This window comes from Streptomyces sp. NPDC006923 (assembly GCF_040635655.1).
In the GTDB taxonomy this organism is placed as follows: Bacteria; Actinomycetota; Actinomycetes; order Streptomycetales; family Streptomycetaceae; genus Streptomyces.
The window spans coordinates 93,363-110,827 of sequence record NZ_JBEYIF010000019.1 but is presented as its reverse complement, the minus strand read 5'-3'; the positions used below and the strand labels follow the sequence as shown (position 1 = coordinate 110,827).

Here is a 17,465-nt window from a genome sequence, read left to right as displayed (position 1 = left end):
GTATGAGTGAAACGCGCACGCGAAAGAGGTTGTCATGAAACTGCTCGTGTACGGAGCCGGGGTCCTCGGCAGCCTGTTCGCCGCCCGTCTGCATGAGGCCGGACACGACGTCTCGCTCCTCGCCCGGGGCCAGCGCCTGGCCGCTCTGCGGCGGCACGGGGTGCAGCTCGCCGAGGGAGACAGCCCGGACGTCAGGCGGATACCGGTACCGGTGGTCGAGCACCCGGCCGGCGGGTACGACCTGATCGCCGTCTTCGTCCGCACCCATCAGGTGGACGCGGTGCTGGAGTCACTCGCCGGTGTCGAAGGCGACGTGCTCTTCCTGCACAACTGGGCGGCGGGCGCGAAACCGCTGGGCGCGGTGATCGGCCACGAGCGAGTGCTGCTCGGCTTTCCCGCGGCCGCCGGCACGATGGACGGCGACGTGGTCCGCTATCGCGCGACCAACTTTATGACCCGCCGGGTCGCGATGCCGATCGGCGAACCCGACGGCCGTACCACCCCTCGTTTGGAACGGATCGTACGGGAGTTCCGCACCGCCGGGATCAACACCAAGGCCGAGCCGCGGATGGATACCTGGCTCAAGACGCACGCCGCGTTCGAGGTGCCACTCGGGCAGGCGGTGAACGCGGCGGGCGGCCCGGTGGCGCTGGCCGACGATCCGGACGCGGTCCGCGGCATGCTCCGCCTCATGCGGCAGAACCTGGCCGCCATGCCGACGCCGCCGGTCCCTCGTGGGTTCGCCGCGTTGCGGACTCTGCCGGAAGGGCTGCTCGTGGCCGTGCTGCGGCGCTTCTTGCGGAGCCCGACGGCCGTGAACAGCGGACTCGACAGCGCCTCGCCCGCGGTGGCGGCCGAACTGGAGCGGCTGGCCGAGCAGGTGCGTGCCGTTGCGAGGGTCCGGTAGGCGATGGGGTGGCTGTGCCTCCCGGGCCGGTTCGCCGGCGACCTGCCCGTAGGCCGCCGGAAGAGCCGAAGCGGTCCGCCGGAGAAACCGACGGACCGTCATAAACGAGTGAGGCCGGGGCCGTCCCTGGGAGCGGAGGCAACCACTCCCGCGCCAGGGAAAGTCCCAGCAGCCGGGTCGGTCAGCCGTCAGGAGAAAGCGCGGAAGACTCCCTCCGAGTCTTCGTGCGCGCTCGCCGAGAATTCCTCGAAGTCCATGTTGGCCAGTTCGAGGTTGGCGTGGATCGAGTGGACCCCGCTCGGCACCGTGCGGAACTCGCGCCCGAACTCGACCATGGCCTCGTAATCCTCCTCTTCCTCGAAGTCCTCCCGGGTCATGGTGGTGACCACGAGCAGGGCGTGGTGATCGGCGCGCATCGTTGCGCTGTCGGCGATGAACACCACACTGAGCTGCTCCCACAACTCCTCGTGGGCCGATATCGCCGCCAGGATCGCATTGGTGTCCGCGCCGTCCAGTTCCGGCGCGTCGATCACGTCGTACGACTCCGCGGGGTCGTCGTCGTAGTGGGAGGACCTCTCCAACTCCGCCGTCGTCTCCCGCCAAGAGGCCTCGTCCGTGAAGTCGGTCCTGATGACCACGGCTGAGAACTCATTGCGCTCCGACAGTCCGGACAGCGCCACCATCTTCACCACTCCTCGAAGGATTCCGTACTCCTGATCCGGATCGGACGATAGCGAAAGGCACTGACATCGCTCCCGGCAGGCGCGACCGTCCGGGACGACCGGGAAAACCGGGAGGGAAGGCGCCGGTGCTTGAGGACTTTGTCGTCGCGTCGGTGAAGGGGGTGTGTGGCCGGTGTCCCGCCCGGGTCACGCCCCCTACAGTGAACGGATGGGGCAGAACTGGCAGTTGCATGCCGGCCGGATCCTCGGCGCCGCGTGCGGTGCCGTGACGGGCGCGTTCATCGGTGCTCCGATCGGCTCCTGGACGGGAGCCCTGGTGGGCGCGTACGGCGGCTTCGTCAGCGGGACGACCATCGGCAGCGGACTCGTCCGCGCAGTGGTGGACACCGACGACGAGAAGCGCCGTGCGGGGATCGGCCGGCTCGGCTACGGCACCGGCGCGGCGCTCGGAGCCCTGCTCGGGTACTGGGTCGGCACGATGGGTATCGACCGCCTGCCGCCGATGGCGGGCTTCTTCCTCGGGCTGACCTTCGGCAGTTTCGTGATCGGACTCACCGTCGCCCGTCTGGTACGGACGCAGATGCTGCCGCCCGCGCTCCCCGGCATCGTCACCACCGCGGGTGCGGGAGGCGGCGCCTGGGTGGGAACGCTGCTCGACCATCCGGCGGCCGTCGCGGGCTCGCTGGCGATCGGGTGTGCCCTCGGCCTGCTGCTCAGCCGCCTCCTGCTGCGTGGGCTGGAGAAGGCGCTGGACGACTATCTCGAGCACGGCTGGGAGTGGGACGACCGGCGCGGCAACTGGCCCTGAGTGCTGTCCCGTCATCCGTGGTGGATCAAGCGAGCGGCACCGGTCGCGGGGGCCCGCCCGGTCATGAGGCGGGTGTCTGCTCCAGGGCGGCGACGAGGTGGCCCAGGTCGCGGCGGTGTGATCCGGCGGGCCAGACAGCCCAGGTGCGTCGTACGAGGGGGTGGCCGAGGAGGGGCGACCAGGAGACGGTCTCGGGAAGGGGCTGGGACCAGTGGGGCGGGGCCAGGGTGAAGGCCCTTCCGGTGCCGACGGCGGCGAGTTTGACCTCGGCGATCAGCGCCTGGCCCTCGGGGGGTTCGGCGCCGATGTCGATGCCGTGGCCGCGCAGGACGGCGGTGAGCGCGTCGTACCAGGCGGGGCTGCCGGAGCGCGGGAAGCCGATCCAGTCGAGCCCGGCCAGGGCGTCCAGCCGGATGCCGCCGGGCTCGCCGAGCCGCGCTGCCAGATCTGTGGCGAGCAGCACTCCGAGGTGTTCCTCGACGACGAGCATGGCGTCGAGGTCCTGTCCGGTGGGGCGTTCGCGCAGCAGACCGAGGTCGAGGGTGCCCTCCCGCAGCGCCGCGAGCTGGGCGGTGGTGGACAGGTGCAGGGCCTGTACGCGGGTGGCGGGGAATGTCTCGCGCAGTTGGGCCAGGGCACGGGAGAGCAGTTCGGCGGGGAGTTCCAGCGGGATGCCGATGCGCAGCACGCCACCGCTGGACGCGGTGTGCGCGGCCATCGCGGTCACCGCGCGCTCATGCCGGGCCAGCACCCCGCGCGCCTCGGCCAGCAGAGTCAGTCCCGCGTCGGTGGGCCGGACCCCGGTGCTGCTGCGCACCAGCAGTTGCACGCCGAACTCCCGCTCCAGACCGCTCACCGTGTGGGACAGGGCCGGCTGGCTGATGTGCAGCCTGCGCGCCGCGGCGGAGAACCCGCCCTCCTCGACCACGGTGACAAACGCACGCATCTCCCGGAGTTCCATGCGTGCATCGCATCACGACCGCGGTGGCCCGGGCCATCGGCGGCCGGCGCCCGGCGATAGACATCGCTTATGGCGGCCCTCGACGGGCCGTCTGGCGCGGGACTGCCGGTGGCGACGCGGATGGGATTGGCTGAAGAGGCGTTCGCAGCCGCCATCCGATGTGAGCCTTTGAGCCGGGGAGTTTCCGCATGTCTTCCGCCACTACTACGTCCGCAGCCACTGCCACTCCCACCACTTCCGCCGGGCTCGCGCCCTGGCTGGAGGCGCTCCACGCCGGCTCGGGCCGGCTCGCCGCGCTCGTCGGCGACCTGTCCGAGGCGGACCTGTCCCGGCCGTCCTTCGCGGACGGCTGGAGCATCGCCCAGGTGCTGTCCCACCTGGGCAGCGCCGCGGAGATCAGCGCCGGCCTGCTTCAGCGCGGTCTGGCCGGTGACACCACCGGGGTACGGCGCGAGGACGTGGCGCCGGTGTGGGAACGCTGGAACGCGCTCTCCGCACCGGCCCAGCGCGAGGCATGGACGAAGGCCGATGCCCGCCACCTCGCCCTGCTGGACTCGCTCGACGAGCGGACGCGGGCCGAGGCGCGCGTACCGTACTTCGCCGGACTCCTCGACGTGCCCGCCTACGCCGGGTACCGGCTGTCGGAGCAGTCGGTGCACGCCTGGGACATCGAAGCCGCCCTGCATACGGCCGCGACGATCCCGCCCGCCGAGGTACGCCTGCTGTGGGAACGGCTGGATCTGGTGGCGACCCGGTTCCGTGACGGTGACACCCTTCGGCGCCTGGCCCCGCGGCAACTGTCCGTCCACCTGACCGATCCCGAGCGGACACTGCTGCTGGACCTCGGCGGCGAGCTCCACCTCTACCCCTGCGAACCCGCCGAGCCCGCCGGGGCGCTGGCCGGTCCGGCGGAGGCCGTCCTGCGCATGGTCTACGGCCGCAGCCGCCCCGCCGACGGGATCACCGTGACCGGCTCCGTCACCCTGGCGGATCTCCAGGGCCTCTTCCCCGGCTTCTGACCCCCCGGCCCGCCGCCAGAACCACGCGTGACGGCCGCACTCACCACCCCGAACCCGGGCCACCCCGAAACCGAACCCGGGTGCCCGGACCAGGCACAGCCCGGACCACACAGCCCGCACCACACCGCACACACAGCAAGGAATGAACTGATCATGTCGAATCCCACCCCCGCCTACTTCACCGCCTTCGAGAACATCGCCATGAACCGCACGGAGTCGGGCGTGCTCACTGTCCGCTTCCACACCGGCGACGGGCCGGTCACCTTCACCGGCCGGCTGCACACCGATTTCCCCCGCGCCCTGTACGAGATCGGCGAGGACCGCGACAACAAGGTGCTCATCCTCACCGGCACCGGCGACCGCTTCATGACCGACATCGACGGCGCGAGCCTCGGCGACATCACCAAGCCCGCTCAGTGGGACCGTACGATCGGCGAGGGACGCCGGGTCATGCAGCGTCTGGCCGACCTGGAGATGCCCATCATCGCGGCGGTCAACGGCCCGGCCAGTGTGCACAGCGAGTACGCCCTGCTGGCCGACATCGTGGTGGCCGCCGACACCACTGTCTTCTCGGACTTTCCCCACCTGACCTTCGGCATCGTGCCCGGCGACGGCATCCAGATCGTCTGGGAGGAGGCCCTCGGCCTCAACCGCGCCCGCTACCTCACCCTCACCCAGGGGTCCTTCACCGCTCAGGACGCCGAACGCTGGGGCGCGGTCGCCGAAGTCCACCCCCTGGACAAGGTCCTGCCCCGTGCCGGGGAACTCGCCGAGGACCTGGCCGCCAAGCCCCAGCTCCTCACCCGCTATCTCGCGGTGACCCTGCGCCAGCGCGTCAGCCGCCGGATGGCCGAGGGGCTTCAGGTCGGCATGGCGCTGGAGGGCCTGACCGCGGCCGACCTCGCCCACCAGGGCTGACCCATCGGGCCCCGTCGCCGCAGGACTCCCCGGCGACGGGGCCCGGGGCCGGGCCCTCCGAGGGGGCCCCGGCCCCTGCGCGGCTCCCCCTCCGCCGTTCGCCGCGTCCGCTGTGCGTACCCTTGCACCGATGAAAGGCGTCATGCCCGAAGGCCCCCCGGACGGGGAACTGGTGCGTGCCGCGCAGAGCGGCGAGGCCGCCGCGCTCGGCGCGCTGATCGAGCGGCACCGGGCCGCGATGCGCGTGGTGGCACTGAGTGTGCTGGGCCACGGACCGGAGGCGGAGGACGCGGTGCAGGACGCGTCGCTGATCGCTCTGCGGCGCATCGGCGATGTGCGGCAGGCGGAGTCCGTCGGCGCGTGGCTGCGCACGATCGTGCGCAACGTCTGCCGTGCCCGGCTGCGCTCGGCCCTGTACACCACGCCGTTCGCGGATCTCGCGGTGCTCGGTACGGCGACGGGTCCCGAGGAGATCATCGACCGGCACGCGATGCGGGACTGGCTGTGGCGGGCGGTCGACGAACTGTCCCCGGTCCTGCGGATGGCGGTGATGCTGCGCTACTTCAGCCCGCGCACCCCCTCGTACGAGCAGATGGCCGCGCTGTGCGGAGTGCCGGTCGGCACGGTGCGCAGCAGGCTCAGCGAGGCCCGGACGAAACTGGCCGGGGCGATGGCGGCGACCGCGGACCTGGCGCACGAGGACGCCGGCGCGCTCTCCCTGGCGAGTGGCCGGGAGGCGGTGGAGACGCTGGCCGCAGCCGGTCGGGGGCGGTTCGCGGAGCTGACGGCCGAACGGTGGACACCGGATGCCGGTTATTACGTGGGACGGCGACAGGTGGGGGACCGGGACTTCCTCATCCGTGGCATGGCCTGCGATCTGGAGGCGGGTGTGCGGCAGCGGTTCCGCACTGCCGTCGTCGGCCGGGACACGGTCATCTGGGAGATGGACCTGGAGAACCCGCCGGACAGGCCGGACCACTGTCCGCCGGCCGTCGCCTGGGTCATGTCCATGAAAGACGGCCGGATGCAGCAACTGCGGCTCTTCCACGCCGCCCCCCTCCGTTGAGCGGAGGGCGCCTTCGTCCAGTCGCCACCCGGGTAGGCCCGAGCCCTCCGGCCTGTGGCCTCGGGCGCTCTCGTACCGCCGCCACGGCGTTAGACGACCGTGCGGCCACCGTCGACGTCGAGCACCGTGCCGGTGACAAAGCGAGCCTCGTCGCTGACAAGGAACGCGATCACTGCGGCGATGTCTTCCGGATCGGCGACGAAACCCAGCGGGGCCTGTTCCGCCAACTGCCGCAGCCCCTCTCCCAGCCCCGCCTCGGATCCCGGTGTGCGGGTCGGGCCGGGGCTCACTGAGTTGACCCGCACTCCGGCCGGGCCGAACTCGGCCGCCCAGCTCTTGGTCAGCAGGTCGAGTGCGGCCTTGCTCGCTCCGTAGACCGCGAGGCCGGGGAGCGCGCGTGCGGCTGCCAGGGTCGACACATTGACGATCGCCCCGCTGCCGCGTGCGGCCATCGCGGGCGCGAGGCTCGCGACCAGGAAGAACGGCGCCTTCAAGTTGGTGGACAGGACCGCGTCGAAAGTCGACTCCTCGGTGCCCGCCGTCGGTCCGCCGGCCCCGATCGCGGCGTTGTTCACCAGGATGTCCAGGGATCCGCCGGCGGACTCCGCGAATTCGGTGGCCCGGGCGGCGAGTTCTGCCGCGGACTGTGCGTCGGACAGATCGGCTGCGATGAAATGGGCGGTGCCTCCGCCGGCGCGGATCTGTTCCACCACCTCTCCTCCTCGCCGGGCGTCGCGGCCGGAGACCACGACGCGGGCGCCGTCCTGGGCGAGCTTGAGCGCGGTGGCGTGCCCGATCCCACTCGTCGAGCCGGTGACGAGGGCAGTCTTGATGTTCACGAGAATCCTCTTGATCCGATGGTTTGCGGACAGTGGTGGCCGGTGTGGTGAGTGGTCACAGGCTCTGAAGGAAGGCGATCCGGTCGGCGAACGCCTTCCGGGCCGGCCGCGAGTCGGGTGCGAACTGGTCGAAGCCGTGGAAAGCGCCGGGGCGCACCGACAGGTTCACCGCCACGCCGTGCTCCATGAGACGCGTCGCGTAGGTGACGGTCTCCGCGCGGAAAAGGTCCAGTTGGCCCACTTCGAGGTAGGCCGTGGGCAGGTCCTGGAGCGTGTCCGCGCGGGCGGCCGAAGCGAGCGCGGGCACGTTGTCGGTGCCGTACGTGTCGCCGAGGTAGGCCCGCCAGCCGGTGATGTTGTCGCCGACCGACCACGTCAGGAAGGGCTCGACGGCTCCCGGGACGGCCGCGGTGCGGTCGTCGAGCATGGGGTAGACCAGGATCTGGGCGGCCACCGGCCCGATCCCCCGATCGCGGCAGGCGAGCGCCGCCGCGGCCGCGAGGCCGCCGCCGGCGGAGTCGCCCATGAGCGCGACGCGGGCCCCGGGAACGCGCTCCCGGACGTGTTCGGCCGCCCACCCGACCGCCGCGACGCAGTCTTCGAGGGCCGCGGGGAAGGGCGATTCGGGCGCCAGGCGGTAGTCGACCGCGATGACCGCCACCCCGGCTTCCGCCGCGTAGCGCCGGCAGACATGGTCGTATCCGTCGATGCTTCCGGCGATGAGACCACCGCCGTGGAGATGGACGACGAGGACGTCCGGCACGTTCGGCGGCTTGTACAGGCGCAGGGGGACGGTGTGCCCGTCGGAAGCCGTCACGGTGAAGTCGACCGTTTCGACACGGTCGTCGTGTGTCGCGGCGGCAGCGAGCCCGGCGTAGAGGCCGTCGATGTTCGTCCGTCGGCTCTTCCAGTCACCGACGACAGCCGGCGGTGGAATGGCGGCCGCGATGGCGGCGACCGCTTCGGAAAGTTCGCCGTCGATGCTGAGCACTGTGATCCTCCGGTGGTGTTGGGGTGTCGTCCCGGGCCGCTGATCGTCCGGAACCGGGCAAACCGACGTTGTCGGCTTCCGCGAAAACCCCGCGCCCGCCGACTCACATCGACACAGTACTTGATGCGTGCGCGTGCACCTAAATTCGGGGGCATGCATCCTGGTAGTGTGGATGCCATGAAGGCGCCCCGGACGACATCGACGGTTATCTCCCAGGCGGAGCAGGACGGCTGGTACGGGCTCCTGTACGCCCAGGCCGCCATGCGCACCCGGATCGAAGCCGTGCTGATGGAGCGCCACCGTCTCTCGTTCAGCGCCTTCGAGATCCTGTGCCGCCTCAAGGATTGTGAACCCCAGCCCGTCCGCGTCCTGGCGAGCGAACTCGTGACGGTCAGCCCCACCCGGGCGTCCCGGCTGGTGCAGGACCTGATCGACGGGGGATACCTCGTGCGCGGCGCGAGCCAGGGTGACGGCCGGATCTCCTTGATCAGTCTGACCGAGGAGGGGCACCGTTACATCCAGACCGTGGCGCGAACCTTCGAGGAGTCGGTCAAAACGTTCTTCGCCGATGCCCTCGACGCCGACGACGTCGCCGCGCTCACCCGGATCTGGCAGAAGCTGGAAGCCGGCGCGGACGTACCGGACGGTCGCCGGAACACCATGCCGTGATCGACCACGAGCGCGCCCGCGCCCCGGCCATCCGTCCGCGGGGGCGACCGGATCGCGCGGAAATGTCGCGCGGAAATGTCGCGGGGGAACCGTCGCGGCGAAATGGGGAGCGCGGGTTATGGCGTCAGCACGATCCTGCCGAAGACCTCACCCGCGTCCATCTTCTGGTGGGCCAGCACGGCTCCGTCCAGGGGCAGCAGCCCGTGCACGACCGTTTCGATCTCGCCGCGACTCGCTGCGGCGAACTGCTCACCGCGTACGGCACGCCGGTCGGCTCCGGTGACGGTGGCCGCGCTGAAAGCGGCGAAGGACAACGACTTCTGGAACGCCGCCATGATCTTCGTACCGAAGTCAGCGGGCGGCTGACCCGCGACAGCGCCCACGGCCACCAGGCGGCCGTTCGGGTTCAGCCTGTCGAAGAACGACGGCATGTCCCTGCCGGCCACCACATCGATGATGACGTCATAACCCGGGGGAGCCTCTGTCCCTCCGTCGCCGGAGCGGTCCAGCACATGGGTCGCCCCGAGACGGCGCAGCCGCTCGCCGCGCTCGGCCGACGAGGTCGTGACCGCCACCGCGGCGGCACCACCGCGCGCCGCGAGCTGTACCGCCATGATCCCGATGCTGCCGGCCGCGCCGCGCACCAGGACCGTTTCCCCGGGCGCGAAACGGGCGTGGCGAAGCCCGAAGTGGCCCACCACGCCGGAGCTGCCGAGTGTCACCGCGTCGACGGCGGACAGGCCACCGGGCAGGGGAAGGATCTCCTCGACGGGCGCGACGGCCTGTTCGACGTAGCCTCCGCCGGTGCCGGTGAAGCCCCAGACCCGCCGGCCGATCCACGAGGTGTCGACGCCGTCACCGACCGCGGTCACGGTGCCCGCCACCTCGCCACCCGGGATCAGGCCCTCCTTGAAGCCGTAGGCGGCCAGGGCCCCGCTCCGGATCACGGTGTCGACACCACCGACGCCCACCGCCTCGGTGGCGATCAGCACCTGCCCGGCGGCGGGCGCGGGCACCGGCAGGTCGACCACAGCCAGACCCTCAGGGCCTCCGAACGTCCGGATCACGATTGCCTTCACTGCCGTCTCCCCTGCTCCCGGACCGCCCGACGACGGCCCTGCTTCTCACCCGCGCCACCGATCGCCGCCTGACGGGAAGGAACGTCACGCCGCGGCCGGGGACCGGTCCCGGGTGCCCCGATGATCTCGGTGAGCTTCTACGCCAGGACCGTAAGGGACGGCCCCGTCCGTTTGAGTAAAGTGAGAGTGGTGACCGACCAAGTGCCTCACGCCCTGCGTTCCGACGCGCTGGACAACCGCGAACGGATCCTGGACGCGGCCAGGGCGCTGTTCTCCGCCGACGGCCTGGACGTGCCGATGCGGGAGATCGCGCGGCGTGCCGGGGTGGGACCCGCCACCTTGTACCGACGCTTCCCGACCAAGCAGACGCTGCTCGGCGCTGCCTTCGCGGACCAGTTGCGGGCATGCCGCGACATTGTCGACGAGGGCTGCGCGGATCCTGATCCATGGCGCGGCCTGTGCCTGGTGATCGAGAAGATCTGTGAGCTGCACGCACGCGATCGGGGCTTCACCGAAGCCTTCCTGTCGGCCTTCCCGGGGGTGGCCGACGTCGCGGCGGGCCGTGAGCACACGGTGAAGGCAGTCGCCGGACTGGCCCAGCGGGCCAAGGCGGCGGGGCACCTGCGGTCCGACTTCGTCCTGGACGACCTCATTCTTGTCCTCATGGCCAACAAGGGGATCCACGCCACATCGACCGCCACCCAGGTCATGGCCTCCCGACGCTTCGCGGGGCTGGTGATCCAGGCGTTCGAAGCCTCCCCTCGACACGCACCACTACCGCCGGCGGCACGACTGGCGTCCGCGGCCCCGCACAACGCGCCGCGCTGACGCTCGGATTCACCGCGTCCGGGCCCCCGCCGTGATCACCGCGGCCTGCGGACGGACCCGGCCGCCTGAGGTGTACGCGGTGACGCCCACCGTCCGAAGGGGCCCCGACGTGGCCGGAGGTCACGGCACCAGGACGACTCTTCCGCGCGTCCCGCCCCGGCGAGTCGGTGGTGCGCCTTGGCCACGTCCGCCAAGGGGTAGGTGTCCGCGACCCGGGTGGTGAGCACGCCGCTGTCGACGAGCGCCGCGACCGGCACCGCGACCGGACAGCACTGAGGGCGAGCACCCAGGTGCTCGCCCTCAGTCGGGCCGCCGCCCGCGTCGGACCGCTCAGAAGCCGGTCCGCGGCGGCTGCCCGCCGGTGGTGGTGACCGTCACCTGCCGCCGTGCTTGCCCGGCACGACCCGGATGGTCTTCGAGGTCGTGATCGGTGCGAGCGAACTGCTGTCGGTGTAGGCGCGCATGGAGTCGTTCGTCACCGATACGGTCACGGTGCCCCGGTGCAGCGCGGTGAGCGTCCGGGTCCGCGGGTCGAGGATCGCGACCTTGCCATGGCTGCGTGCGTTGTCGACGGCCGCCTTTCCGCTGCCGATCGCCAGGGTGGACGAGCCGCTCCAGTCGACCGACATCGGGTACCGCAGCGGCACCACCCGCGTGCCCGTCCCCACACCCTGCGGCTGCACGATGCTGCCGGAGAGCTGCGCCGTCCTGCTCACTTCGAGGGAGTCCGGGGTGTTGAGCGTGATGGACTGCGCGAAGGCGCGCACATCGGCCTCCAGCCACTGCTGATCGGCGTTCCGCCCGGAGTCGACGGACCAGTCGACCCACCCGGTGAAACCGCCGCGGTCGGGTGTGCCGTACGGGTCCTTGCCCGACGACGGCAGCACCATGTACGGGACGCCCTCGACCCGGTGGACATGGGCGACCTGGGCGTGGGATCCGACCATCACGGCGCCCTTGCCCGTGGAGTCACGGAAGTCCGTGAGCATGTTCTCGATGAGCGCGACCTCGTCGCGGTCGCCGAGCTGGCTGGACTTCGCGTCGCTGGGGTCGTCCACCGGGTGGTGGGCGAAGACCGCGACGTTGTGCACCGACCGGTCCTTCTTGGCGTCGGCGAGCGCCTCCCGCACCATCGGGAGCTGGTCCCACGACGTGGCGCGCAGCGAGCCGAGAGAGCTGGCGAGCAGGATGAACCGCGTGCCCTTGTGGTCGAACGTACGGTACGGCCGGCCGAACTCGGCGGTGAAGTTCGTCAAGTCGCTCTGGACGTTGTTGAGGCCGTACGACTCGTGGTTGCCCGGTACGTAGTAGCACGGGACCGAGCCGGCCTTCGGGTTCGGTGTGCTGTTCTCCGACGGCTCCTGGCCGACCGGGATGAGATCGCACCCGGCGTCGGTGAGCACCTGGCGGGCCAGCGCGAGGTCCTGCGGCAGGCCGCGGTCGGTGACATCACCGTTGAGGACGATCAGGTCGGGACGGGTCTTGCGGATCCGCTGGATGGCGGCCGTCGCGACCTGGGTCAGCGCCGGGTTGTCGGCCGTGAACTGCACGTCCGACAGGGTGGCGAACCGCCATGTGTCGCGGCCCTCGGGCAGCGAGCCGTCGTCGGAGACCAGCGAATCGGGCGCCAGGTCCCGCTGGGCGGGCAGGTCGACCGGCGTCGGGACGTCGGCCTCGACGCGGTCCAGGACGAACGTGCCCGCCTTCTGCTGGGCGACGTTCGTGTTGATGCCCTGGAAGCTGGCGATCGAGATCGGGAACGCCGTGGTCGCGGGCAGTGTGAACGTCGCGTACTGCCAGTCGGGGCTCGCGGTGAGGGCGGTGCCGTAGATGCCGTTGCTCTTGCCGGCCGCGTCGGTGTAGCCCAGATAGGTCAGACCGCTCGGCACGCTGATGCTCGACTTGATCCGCACCCGGAGGCGCAGTGGCTGGCCGGGCACCGCGATGCGCCGGGTCGCCGCCGCCGCGACGCCCACGTTGCGCATCGCGTCGAAGTCGATGCGCAGGCCGTCCGGGTCCACCGAGAACTTCGTGGCCGCGGTGCTGTTGTTGCTCCAGCGGGCGAGCACGTCGTCATCGAAGTCGTAGAGCGTCTTGGTCTGCACGCCGATCGTGATGGGGAGCTGGACCGACGTGCCGCCGACCGAGACCGTGAGGATCGTGCTCGCGCTGGTGCGCGGTGTGATCTTCAGCTTGCCGTCCACGGACTGGATGTCCACGACGTTGTGGTCGTAGTCGAGCGAGAGGTCCCGCGGATCGATCGGCGTCGTGTAGCCCTGCTCGTCACGGCCGGTCACGGCGACGGTGGCCGCGTCCTCGGGCGTCGCGTCGGCGATCGACAGGAGCTGGGACGACAGCTCCAGGCTGTGGACCGGACCGAGGACGGTGACCTTCTCCTGCGCCTTCTTGCCGCCCGCCCGCGCGTTGACCGTGATGCCGCCGTGCGCCTTGGCGGGAACCGTGAGCACGCCGCCCTTGACGGAGGCTCCCCGCGCCGACCACTGCACGGACTTCGCACCGACCGTCACCGGCGTCTGGTGGTTGTCGACGCCGGCCGCGACGAGCGCACGGTGCAGCCCCGGGAAGACCTTCACGCCACCGTCGGCCGACGCCGCGCCCGGCGCGGGCTTGAGGAGGAGCTGGTCCAGCTTGCCGTCGCCCTTCGCGACGAACACCCCCACGCCGTTCGGGTCGTTGCGCTCGTGGCCGTCGGACGGGACGTTGCGGACGGTCGCCTCGTCCTCGCCGAGTGCGCGGGCGACCATGGTGGTCGAGCCGCCGCCGTCGAGATTGACCGCGGTCTCCACGCCCATCGCGACCAGGTCACGTGCCTCCTTGTCGATCCCGACCCCGCCCTTGCCGGTGCCGCCCGGACCGTCCCAGGTGGCGAGCACGAGCGTCCGGCCGTGGTCCTTGAAGCCGAGCGCGGTGCGCGGGGCGATCGAGGTGTCGAGGCCGTTGACGACCTTGCCACCGGAGACGACGGAGCCCCCGTGGCCGATCGCGAACTTCAGCTTCTTGGCCGCGTCGTTGGCGAGGGTGTGGCTGAGCTTCGCCGGGTCGCCGGGCCGCAGCGCGCGGATCGCGGTCGCCGCGGCGCCGCGCCCCACGAGTACAAAACCGCCGTCCGGGATCGTCCCCGAGCCCGCGGGCCCGTTCGGTGTGACCGAGACGACCGAGCCGTTCTTGACCAGGACCTCGGCGATCTGGTCGTTGGGTACGCCCGTCAGGCCGCCGTTGCGGCTGTAGTCGCCCCAGGCGGGAGTGAACGCGACCAGGCCGTCCGCGGGGATGCCGCCGCCGTTCGCGGCGTTGATCGACAGGACCGGGTGGTCCGTGCCGGCGAAGTTCGCCGCCGTGTTGACCGTGAGGTCCACGAGCTGGGCGATGCCCTTGTCGCTGACGCCGACGTGCTGGCGGCCGCCGGTGATGTCGGCGGTCTTGACGAGCTGCCCGTCCTGAACCTCGCCACCGAGCGCCGCGTTGGAGTTGCCGATGTCAAAGAAATCGCCATTGACACCCGCGACGGCCCCGGCCTTTTTGACGGCGTCGCTGAGCGGCCCGCCGGACGCGACCGGTCCTGAGGTCAGCAAGTCCGTGCCGACCGCGCGCTCGGACAGGTCCACGGTCAGGAACTGCGCGTCGTACCAGCCCTTCTGGTCGAGCGCCTTCACATGCTGCAGGTTGATCCCCGGACCGATCTTCTCGGCCGTGTTGATCAAAGGAATTCCGCCGGTGACCGGCGCGGGCCGGCCGCTGTCCGCCATCGCGACGGCGGGTGCGGCCGCCAGCGCGGTCGCCGTGGCGAGCACCACGAGCAGTGGCCTCGTACACCGATGGTTCAAGACCATCAATTTCATTGGAACCTCGGGTCAGGAGACGACACGGAGGCAACGCCCCCGCTACGCCCACTTCGATCGCGGGCGCGTACCCGATTAGAAAGATCGACTGAGAAGCGCGGATGACGCCATTGAGAGATTGCAATGAACCCTCGCTGTGGAATCGCTTTCTGTCTTTGTGACAGGCCGCAAGATTTCTGTGACGGGCCGCAAGATCTCGCCGCGCCCCTCCGCGAGGTGATGGGATGGTCTGGACTATTGCCTGGTCGGAGGCGGTGGGTGTGTGGTGACCGACCGGATCCGGACCACGGCTCGACGCCATTGCCTTTTCGGTAACGGGCCTTTGTCCCACGGGAGTTGGGACTCGTATTCCGGGCTGATTCGCGGGCATCGGGAAAGGGGCCCGCCACTCGCCGGCGTGCGGGTTACGCACCGTGGACGGGCCGGTTCCCGGCGTCGGCTTCGCGGCGACTCGACGGAGCGCCGCGTAAGCCACCGCCGCTCACGATCGTGTGGCGGTCCCGCACTGTGCTTCGCCGGCTTCCCGCATGCGCGCGTCCATCGACGTGCTCCGGTCGTACGGGTCGACCTCGGGGCCGTCTCCCGAGCCCGTGGCCGCGCGCTCGGCGCTGAACGTGGGGGTGAAATAGCCGGTGAAGGTGCCGCAACCGCCGTTGGTGGTGTCCACCTTGTAGGAGACGAGGGAAAATGTTCCCGGCTCGATGACCACCTTCGCCGGGTTGTCCCAGCTCATCACGGTCTCGCGGCGCACGATGGTACGCGCGACCTCGTCGCTGCCCGCCGCGGCGCGTACGACCGGATAGACATACGTGACATCGGCCGTCACCTCGACCGCGCCGCGCTCGCCTTCCCGGTACGTGACGCGTCCTCGTGTCTTGACCACGTCGCCGGCAAGCCGCACCTCCGTCTTCCTGAAACGGCTGAACAGCAGCAGAGGATCGTTCTCCCGGCTGGGCGCGCGGAAGGCGTTCGCCAGGTAGTCCTGGACGTCCCGCTGCCGCGGATTGATCAACGCGATCGCCTCGCCCGGCCGCTCCCCGCGCAGTACACCGGGATCCAGACTGGACGCGACGAGGAAGTTCCGGGTCCGGTCGAGCGCCTGCGCGACCTGCTCCCTGCTCATCCAGCCGGTCGCCCGGGCCGCGGGCAGGCTGATTCCGGCCGCCCCGTCGTTCCACCGCGCCGCGGGTGAACCCCTGAACGGCTGGTCCACTGTGGGCGGTTGAGCGGCCGCCCGGGTCGCGGGCGGCTGATCCGGACGTTCCGACTCCGCGGCGAGCGGTGCGCTGTCTCCGTCTCCGCCACCGAACCATCCGACCACCCGTCCCGGAGCCAGCGCCACGACGAGCAAGCCGATCGCGGCCAACAGGCCGACCATGTACCAGCCCTTGCCCCGCCGCCGTCGGGCCGGTTGGTGAGTACGCCACCCCGTCGGCGGGCCGGTCTCCTCCCGCAGGCGCCGCGTCACCATCCGGGCCCGTGCCGACGGTTCCTCGGGGGCGCCCTGAGTCCCGGCCTCGGCCTCCCGGAGGAAGCGCTCCCATTCCTCGTCCGGTATGGACTCCCCGTCCTTGCGCACGCCGTGCTCCCCCTCTTACGGGCCCCGGATCTCCCCGGGGCCGGTCCATATCCGTGCATCATCACACAGCTCGGCCGCCCCGAAATGAACACAAGCAGCGCATGTCCGGCCACGAACCCCCGAACGCGCAAGGGCGCGAAAAGACCGTCACGCGGCGGCCTGCCGGACCGTACGGCCGGGTGGCGACGGCCCACCGGAGAGTCCCGCCGGGTGGACCAAGGCGGTCTGGTTCGTCCTTTTATGTCCGAGGCGTAGGCCGAGACACAATGGGCCCATGGCCGATCTCGACTTGCGCAAGGTGCGGTACTTCCTGGCCGTGGCCGAACACCTCAACTTCGGCCGCGCCGCCGCGGCTCTGCATATCGCCCAGCCCGTCCTCACCCGGCAGATCCGCGCCCTGGAGAAGGAGCTGCACGCGCGGCTCTTCGACCGTGACCAGCGCCATGTCGAACTGACCGACGCCGGAAGGCAACTCGCCACCGACGCGCCGGGACTGCTCGCCGAGGCCGACGCGGCCCGGCTGCGTGTCAGCCGCGCGGCGCGTGGCTCCGGCACCTTCGCCGTCGGCTTCATGCCCGGCTTGATCGTCACCGGCCCGGTCAGGTCGCTGGGCGCCGCCCACCCGGACCTGACCGTCGAGGTGCGGCGCACCGGATGGGACGACCAGGTGGCCGTCATCCTCGACGGCCGCGTCGACGTGGGCTACATCCGCCTGCCGGTGGACCAGCGCGGGCTGACCGTGGAGCCGCTCTTCGAGGAGCCCCGCGTGGCGGTGCTGCCCGCCGAGCATCCGCTGGCCGGGGCGGGCGAGATCGCCGTCGCCGCGCTCGCCGACGAGCATCTGCTCCAGGATCCCGGCGCCGTACCGGAGTGGCGCGACATCGCCATCGAACTGCGGGGCCGCGGCGCCGTCCGTCGCGCTCCCTCCCTCGCCACCGTCGAGGAGAAGCTGGAGCATGTGGCCATCGGCCATGGCATTGTCGTCCTGCCGTTGTCCACCGCCACCTTCTACCGCCGTCCCGATGTCGCCCAGGTCGCCATCTCCGACATCGGTCCCAACCGGGTCTGCCTGGCCTGGCGCGCGGGCCGCCACAGCCGTCTGATCAGCGAATTCGTCGCGCTCGCCCACGCCGAGCAGGCCGGCTGTCCCTGACCGCGCGCTCCCGGGCGCGATACCCGCCGGGTATCGCGGCGCGCGATCTGGGTCTTGGACGCGTACCCGCCGTACGGCGCAGGCTTGGTCCCACAAGGACCACCG

The 17,465-nt window shown here is 70.9% G+C and carries 15 protein-coding genes and 1 pseudogene; 8 read left to right on the top strand and 8 right to left on the bottom strand.

What is annotated here, in order from left to right:
- Positions 1-34: 34 nt before the first annotated feature.
- Positions 35-907 (top strand): 2-dehydropantoate 2-reductase N-terminal domain-containing protein, encoded by an 873-nt coding sequence (locus ABZ707_RS28965; RefSeq protein WP_360180496.1) that lies wholly within the window; start codon positions 35-37, stop codon positions 905-907.
- A gap of 188 nt (positions 908-1,095) precedes the next feature.
- Here ABZ707_RS28965 and ABZ707_RS28960 read toward each other — a convergent pair whose 3' ends face one another.
- Positions 1,096-1,599: a hypothetical protein gene (locus tag ABZ707_RS28960; RefSeq protein ID WP_360180494.1), complete on the bottom strand. Its 504-nt coding sequence runs from the start codon at positions 1,597-1,599 to the stop codon at positions 1,096-1,098.
- Between the two features lie 199 nt (positions 1,600-1,798).
- On the opposite strand from ABZ707_RS28960, the gene ABZ707_RS28955 reads away from it, so the two are divergent.
- Positions 1,799-2,398 carry a hypothetical protein gene (locus tag ABZ707_RS28955; RefSeq protein WP_360180492.1) on the top strand — a complete coding sequence of 200 codons (600 nt, stop codon included), beginning with the start codon at positions 1,799-1,801 and terminating at the stop codon, positions 2,396-2,398.
- 61 nt (positions 2,399-2,459) lie between these two features.
- Here ABZ707_RS28955 and ABZ707_RS28950 read toward each other — a convergent pair whose 3' ends face one another.
- Positions 2,460-3,359: a LysR family transcriptional regulator gene (locus ABZ707_RS28950; protein WP_360180490.1), complete on the bottom strand. Its 900-nt coding sequence runs from the start codon at positions 3,357-3,359 to the stop codon at positions 2,460-2,462.
- A 188-nt stretch (positions 3,360-3,547) separates the two neighbouring features.
- Here ABZ707_RS28950 and ABZ707_RS28945 point away from each other — a divergent pair, with 188 nt between their 5' ends.
- From ABZ707_RS28945 to ABZ707_RS28935, 3 genes are all read left to right on the top strand, one after another.
- Positions 3,548-4,378 carry a maleylpyruvate isomerase N-terminal domain-containing protein gene (locus tag ABZ707_RS28945; RefSeq protein WP_360180488.1) on the top strand — a complete coding sequence of 277 codons (831 nt, stop codon included), beginning with the start codon at positions 3,548-3,550 and terminating at the stop codon, positions 4,376-4,378.
- 153 nt (positions 4,379-4,531) lie between these two features.
- The gene (locus ABZ707_RS28940; RefSeq protein WP_360180486.1) at positions 4,532-5,296 is read left to right on the top strand and encodes an enoyl-CoA hydratase/isomerase family protein; all 765 of its coding nucleotides are present in this window, start codon (positions 4,532-4,534) and stop codon (positions 5,294-5,296) included.
- A gap of 130 nt (positions 5,297-5,426) precedes the next feature.
- On the top strand, positions 5,427-6,362 hold the full coding sequence (locus tag ABZ707_RS28935; protein ID WP_360180484.1) for a sigma-70 family RNA polymerase sigma factor: 936 nt from the start codon (positions 5,427-5,429) through the stop codon (positions 6,360-6,362).
- A gap of 89 nt (positions 6,363-6,451) precedes the next feature.
- Here ABZ707_RS28935 and ABZ707_RS28930 read toward each other — a convergent pair whose 3' ends face one another.
- Together ABZ707_RS28930 and ABZ707_RS28925 are read right to left on the bottom strand one after the other, a co-directional pair.
- A complete protein-coding gene (locus ABZ707_RS28930; protein WP_360180482.1) occupies positions 6,452-7,201 on the bottom strand; it encodes an SDR family oxidoreductase in 750 nt (249 codons plus the stop codon).
- A gap of 55 nt (positions 7,202-7,256) precedes the next feature.
- Positions 7,257-8,192 carry an alpha/beta hydrolase gene (locus tag ABZ707_RS28925; RefSeq protein WP_360180480.1) on the bottom strand — a complete coding sequence of 312 codons (936 nt, stop codon included), beginning with the start codon at positions 8,190-8,192 and terminating at the stop codon, positions 7,257-7,259.
- Between the two features lie 153 nt (positions 8,193-8,345).
- On the opposite strand from ABZ707_RS28925, the gene ABZ707_RS28920 reads away from it, so the two are divergent.
- A complete protein-coding gene (locus ABZ707_RS28920; protein WP_360180478.1) occupies positions 8,346-8,861 on the top strand; it encodes a MarR family winged helix-turn-helix transcriptional regulator in 516 nt (171 codons plus the stop codon).
- 116 nt (positions 8,862-8,977) lie between these two features.
- Here ABZ707_RS28920 and ABZ707_RS28915 read toward each other — a convergent pair whose 3' ends face one another.
- Positions 8,978-9,940: a zinc-binding dehydrogenase gene (locus ABZ707_RS28915; RefSeq protein WP_360180476.1), complete on the bottom strand. Its 963-nt coding sequence runs from the start codon at positions 9,938-9,940 to the stop codon at positions 8,978-8,980.
- Between the two features lie 189 nt (positions 9,941-10,129).
- Between ABZ707_RS28915 and ABZ707_RS28910 the strand changes: the two genes are divergently transcribed.
- Positions 10,130-10,768, top strand: coding sequence for a helix-turn-helix domain-containing protein (locus tag ABZ707_RS28910; RefSeq protein WP_360180474.1), 639 nt, complete (start codon positions 10,130-10,132; stop codon positions 10,766-10,768).
- A 120-nt stretch (positions 10,769-10,888) separates the two neighbouring features.
- On the opposite strand, the pseudogene ABZ707_RS28905 reads toward ABZ707_RS28910, so the two are convergent.
- From ABZ707_RS28905 to ABZ707_RS28895, 3 genes and pseudogenes are all read right to left on the bottom strand, one after another.
- Positions 10,889-11,019, bottom strand: a pseudogene (locus ABZ707_RS28905) (zinc-binding dehydrogenase); the annotation flags it as partial.
- Between the two features lie 123 nt (positions 11,020-11,142).
- Entirely contained in the window at positions 11,143-14,619 is a 3,477-nt protein-coding gene (locus tag ABZ707_RS28900) for a phosphodiester glycosidase family protein (protein WP_360180472.1), read from the bottom strand.
- 490 nt (positions 14,620-15,109) lie between these two features.
- Positions 15,110-16,207, bottom strand: a complete 1,098-nt coding sequence (locus ABZ707_RS28895) for a hypothetical protein (protein WP_360180470.1) — start codon at positions 16,205-16,207, stop codon at positions 15,110-15,112.
- Positions 16,208-16,481: 274 nt separating this feature from the next.
- On the opposite strand from ABZ707_RS28895, the gene ABZ707_RS28890 reads away from it, so the two are divergent.
- Positions 16,482-17,360 carry a LysR substrate-binding domain-containing protein gene (locus ABZ707_RS28890; RefSeq protein WP_360180468.1) on the top strand — a complete coding sequence of 293 codons (879 nt, stop codon included), beginning with the start codon at positions 16,482-16,484 and terminating at the stop codon, positions 17,358-17,360.
- Positions 17,361-17,465: the final 105 nt, after the last annotated feature.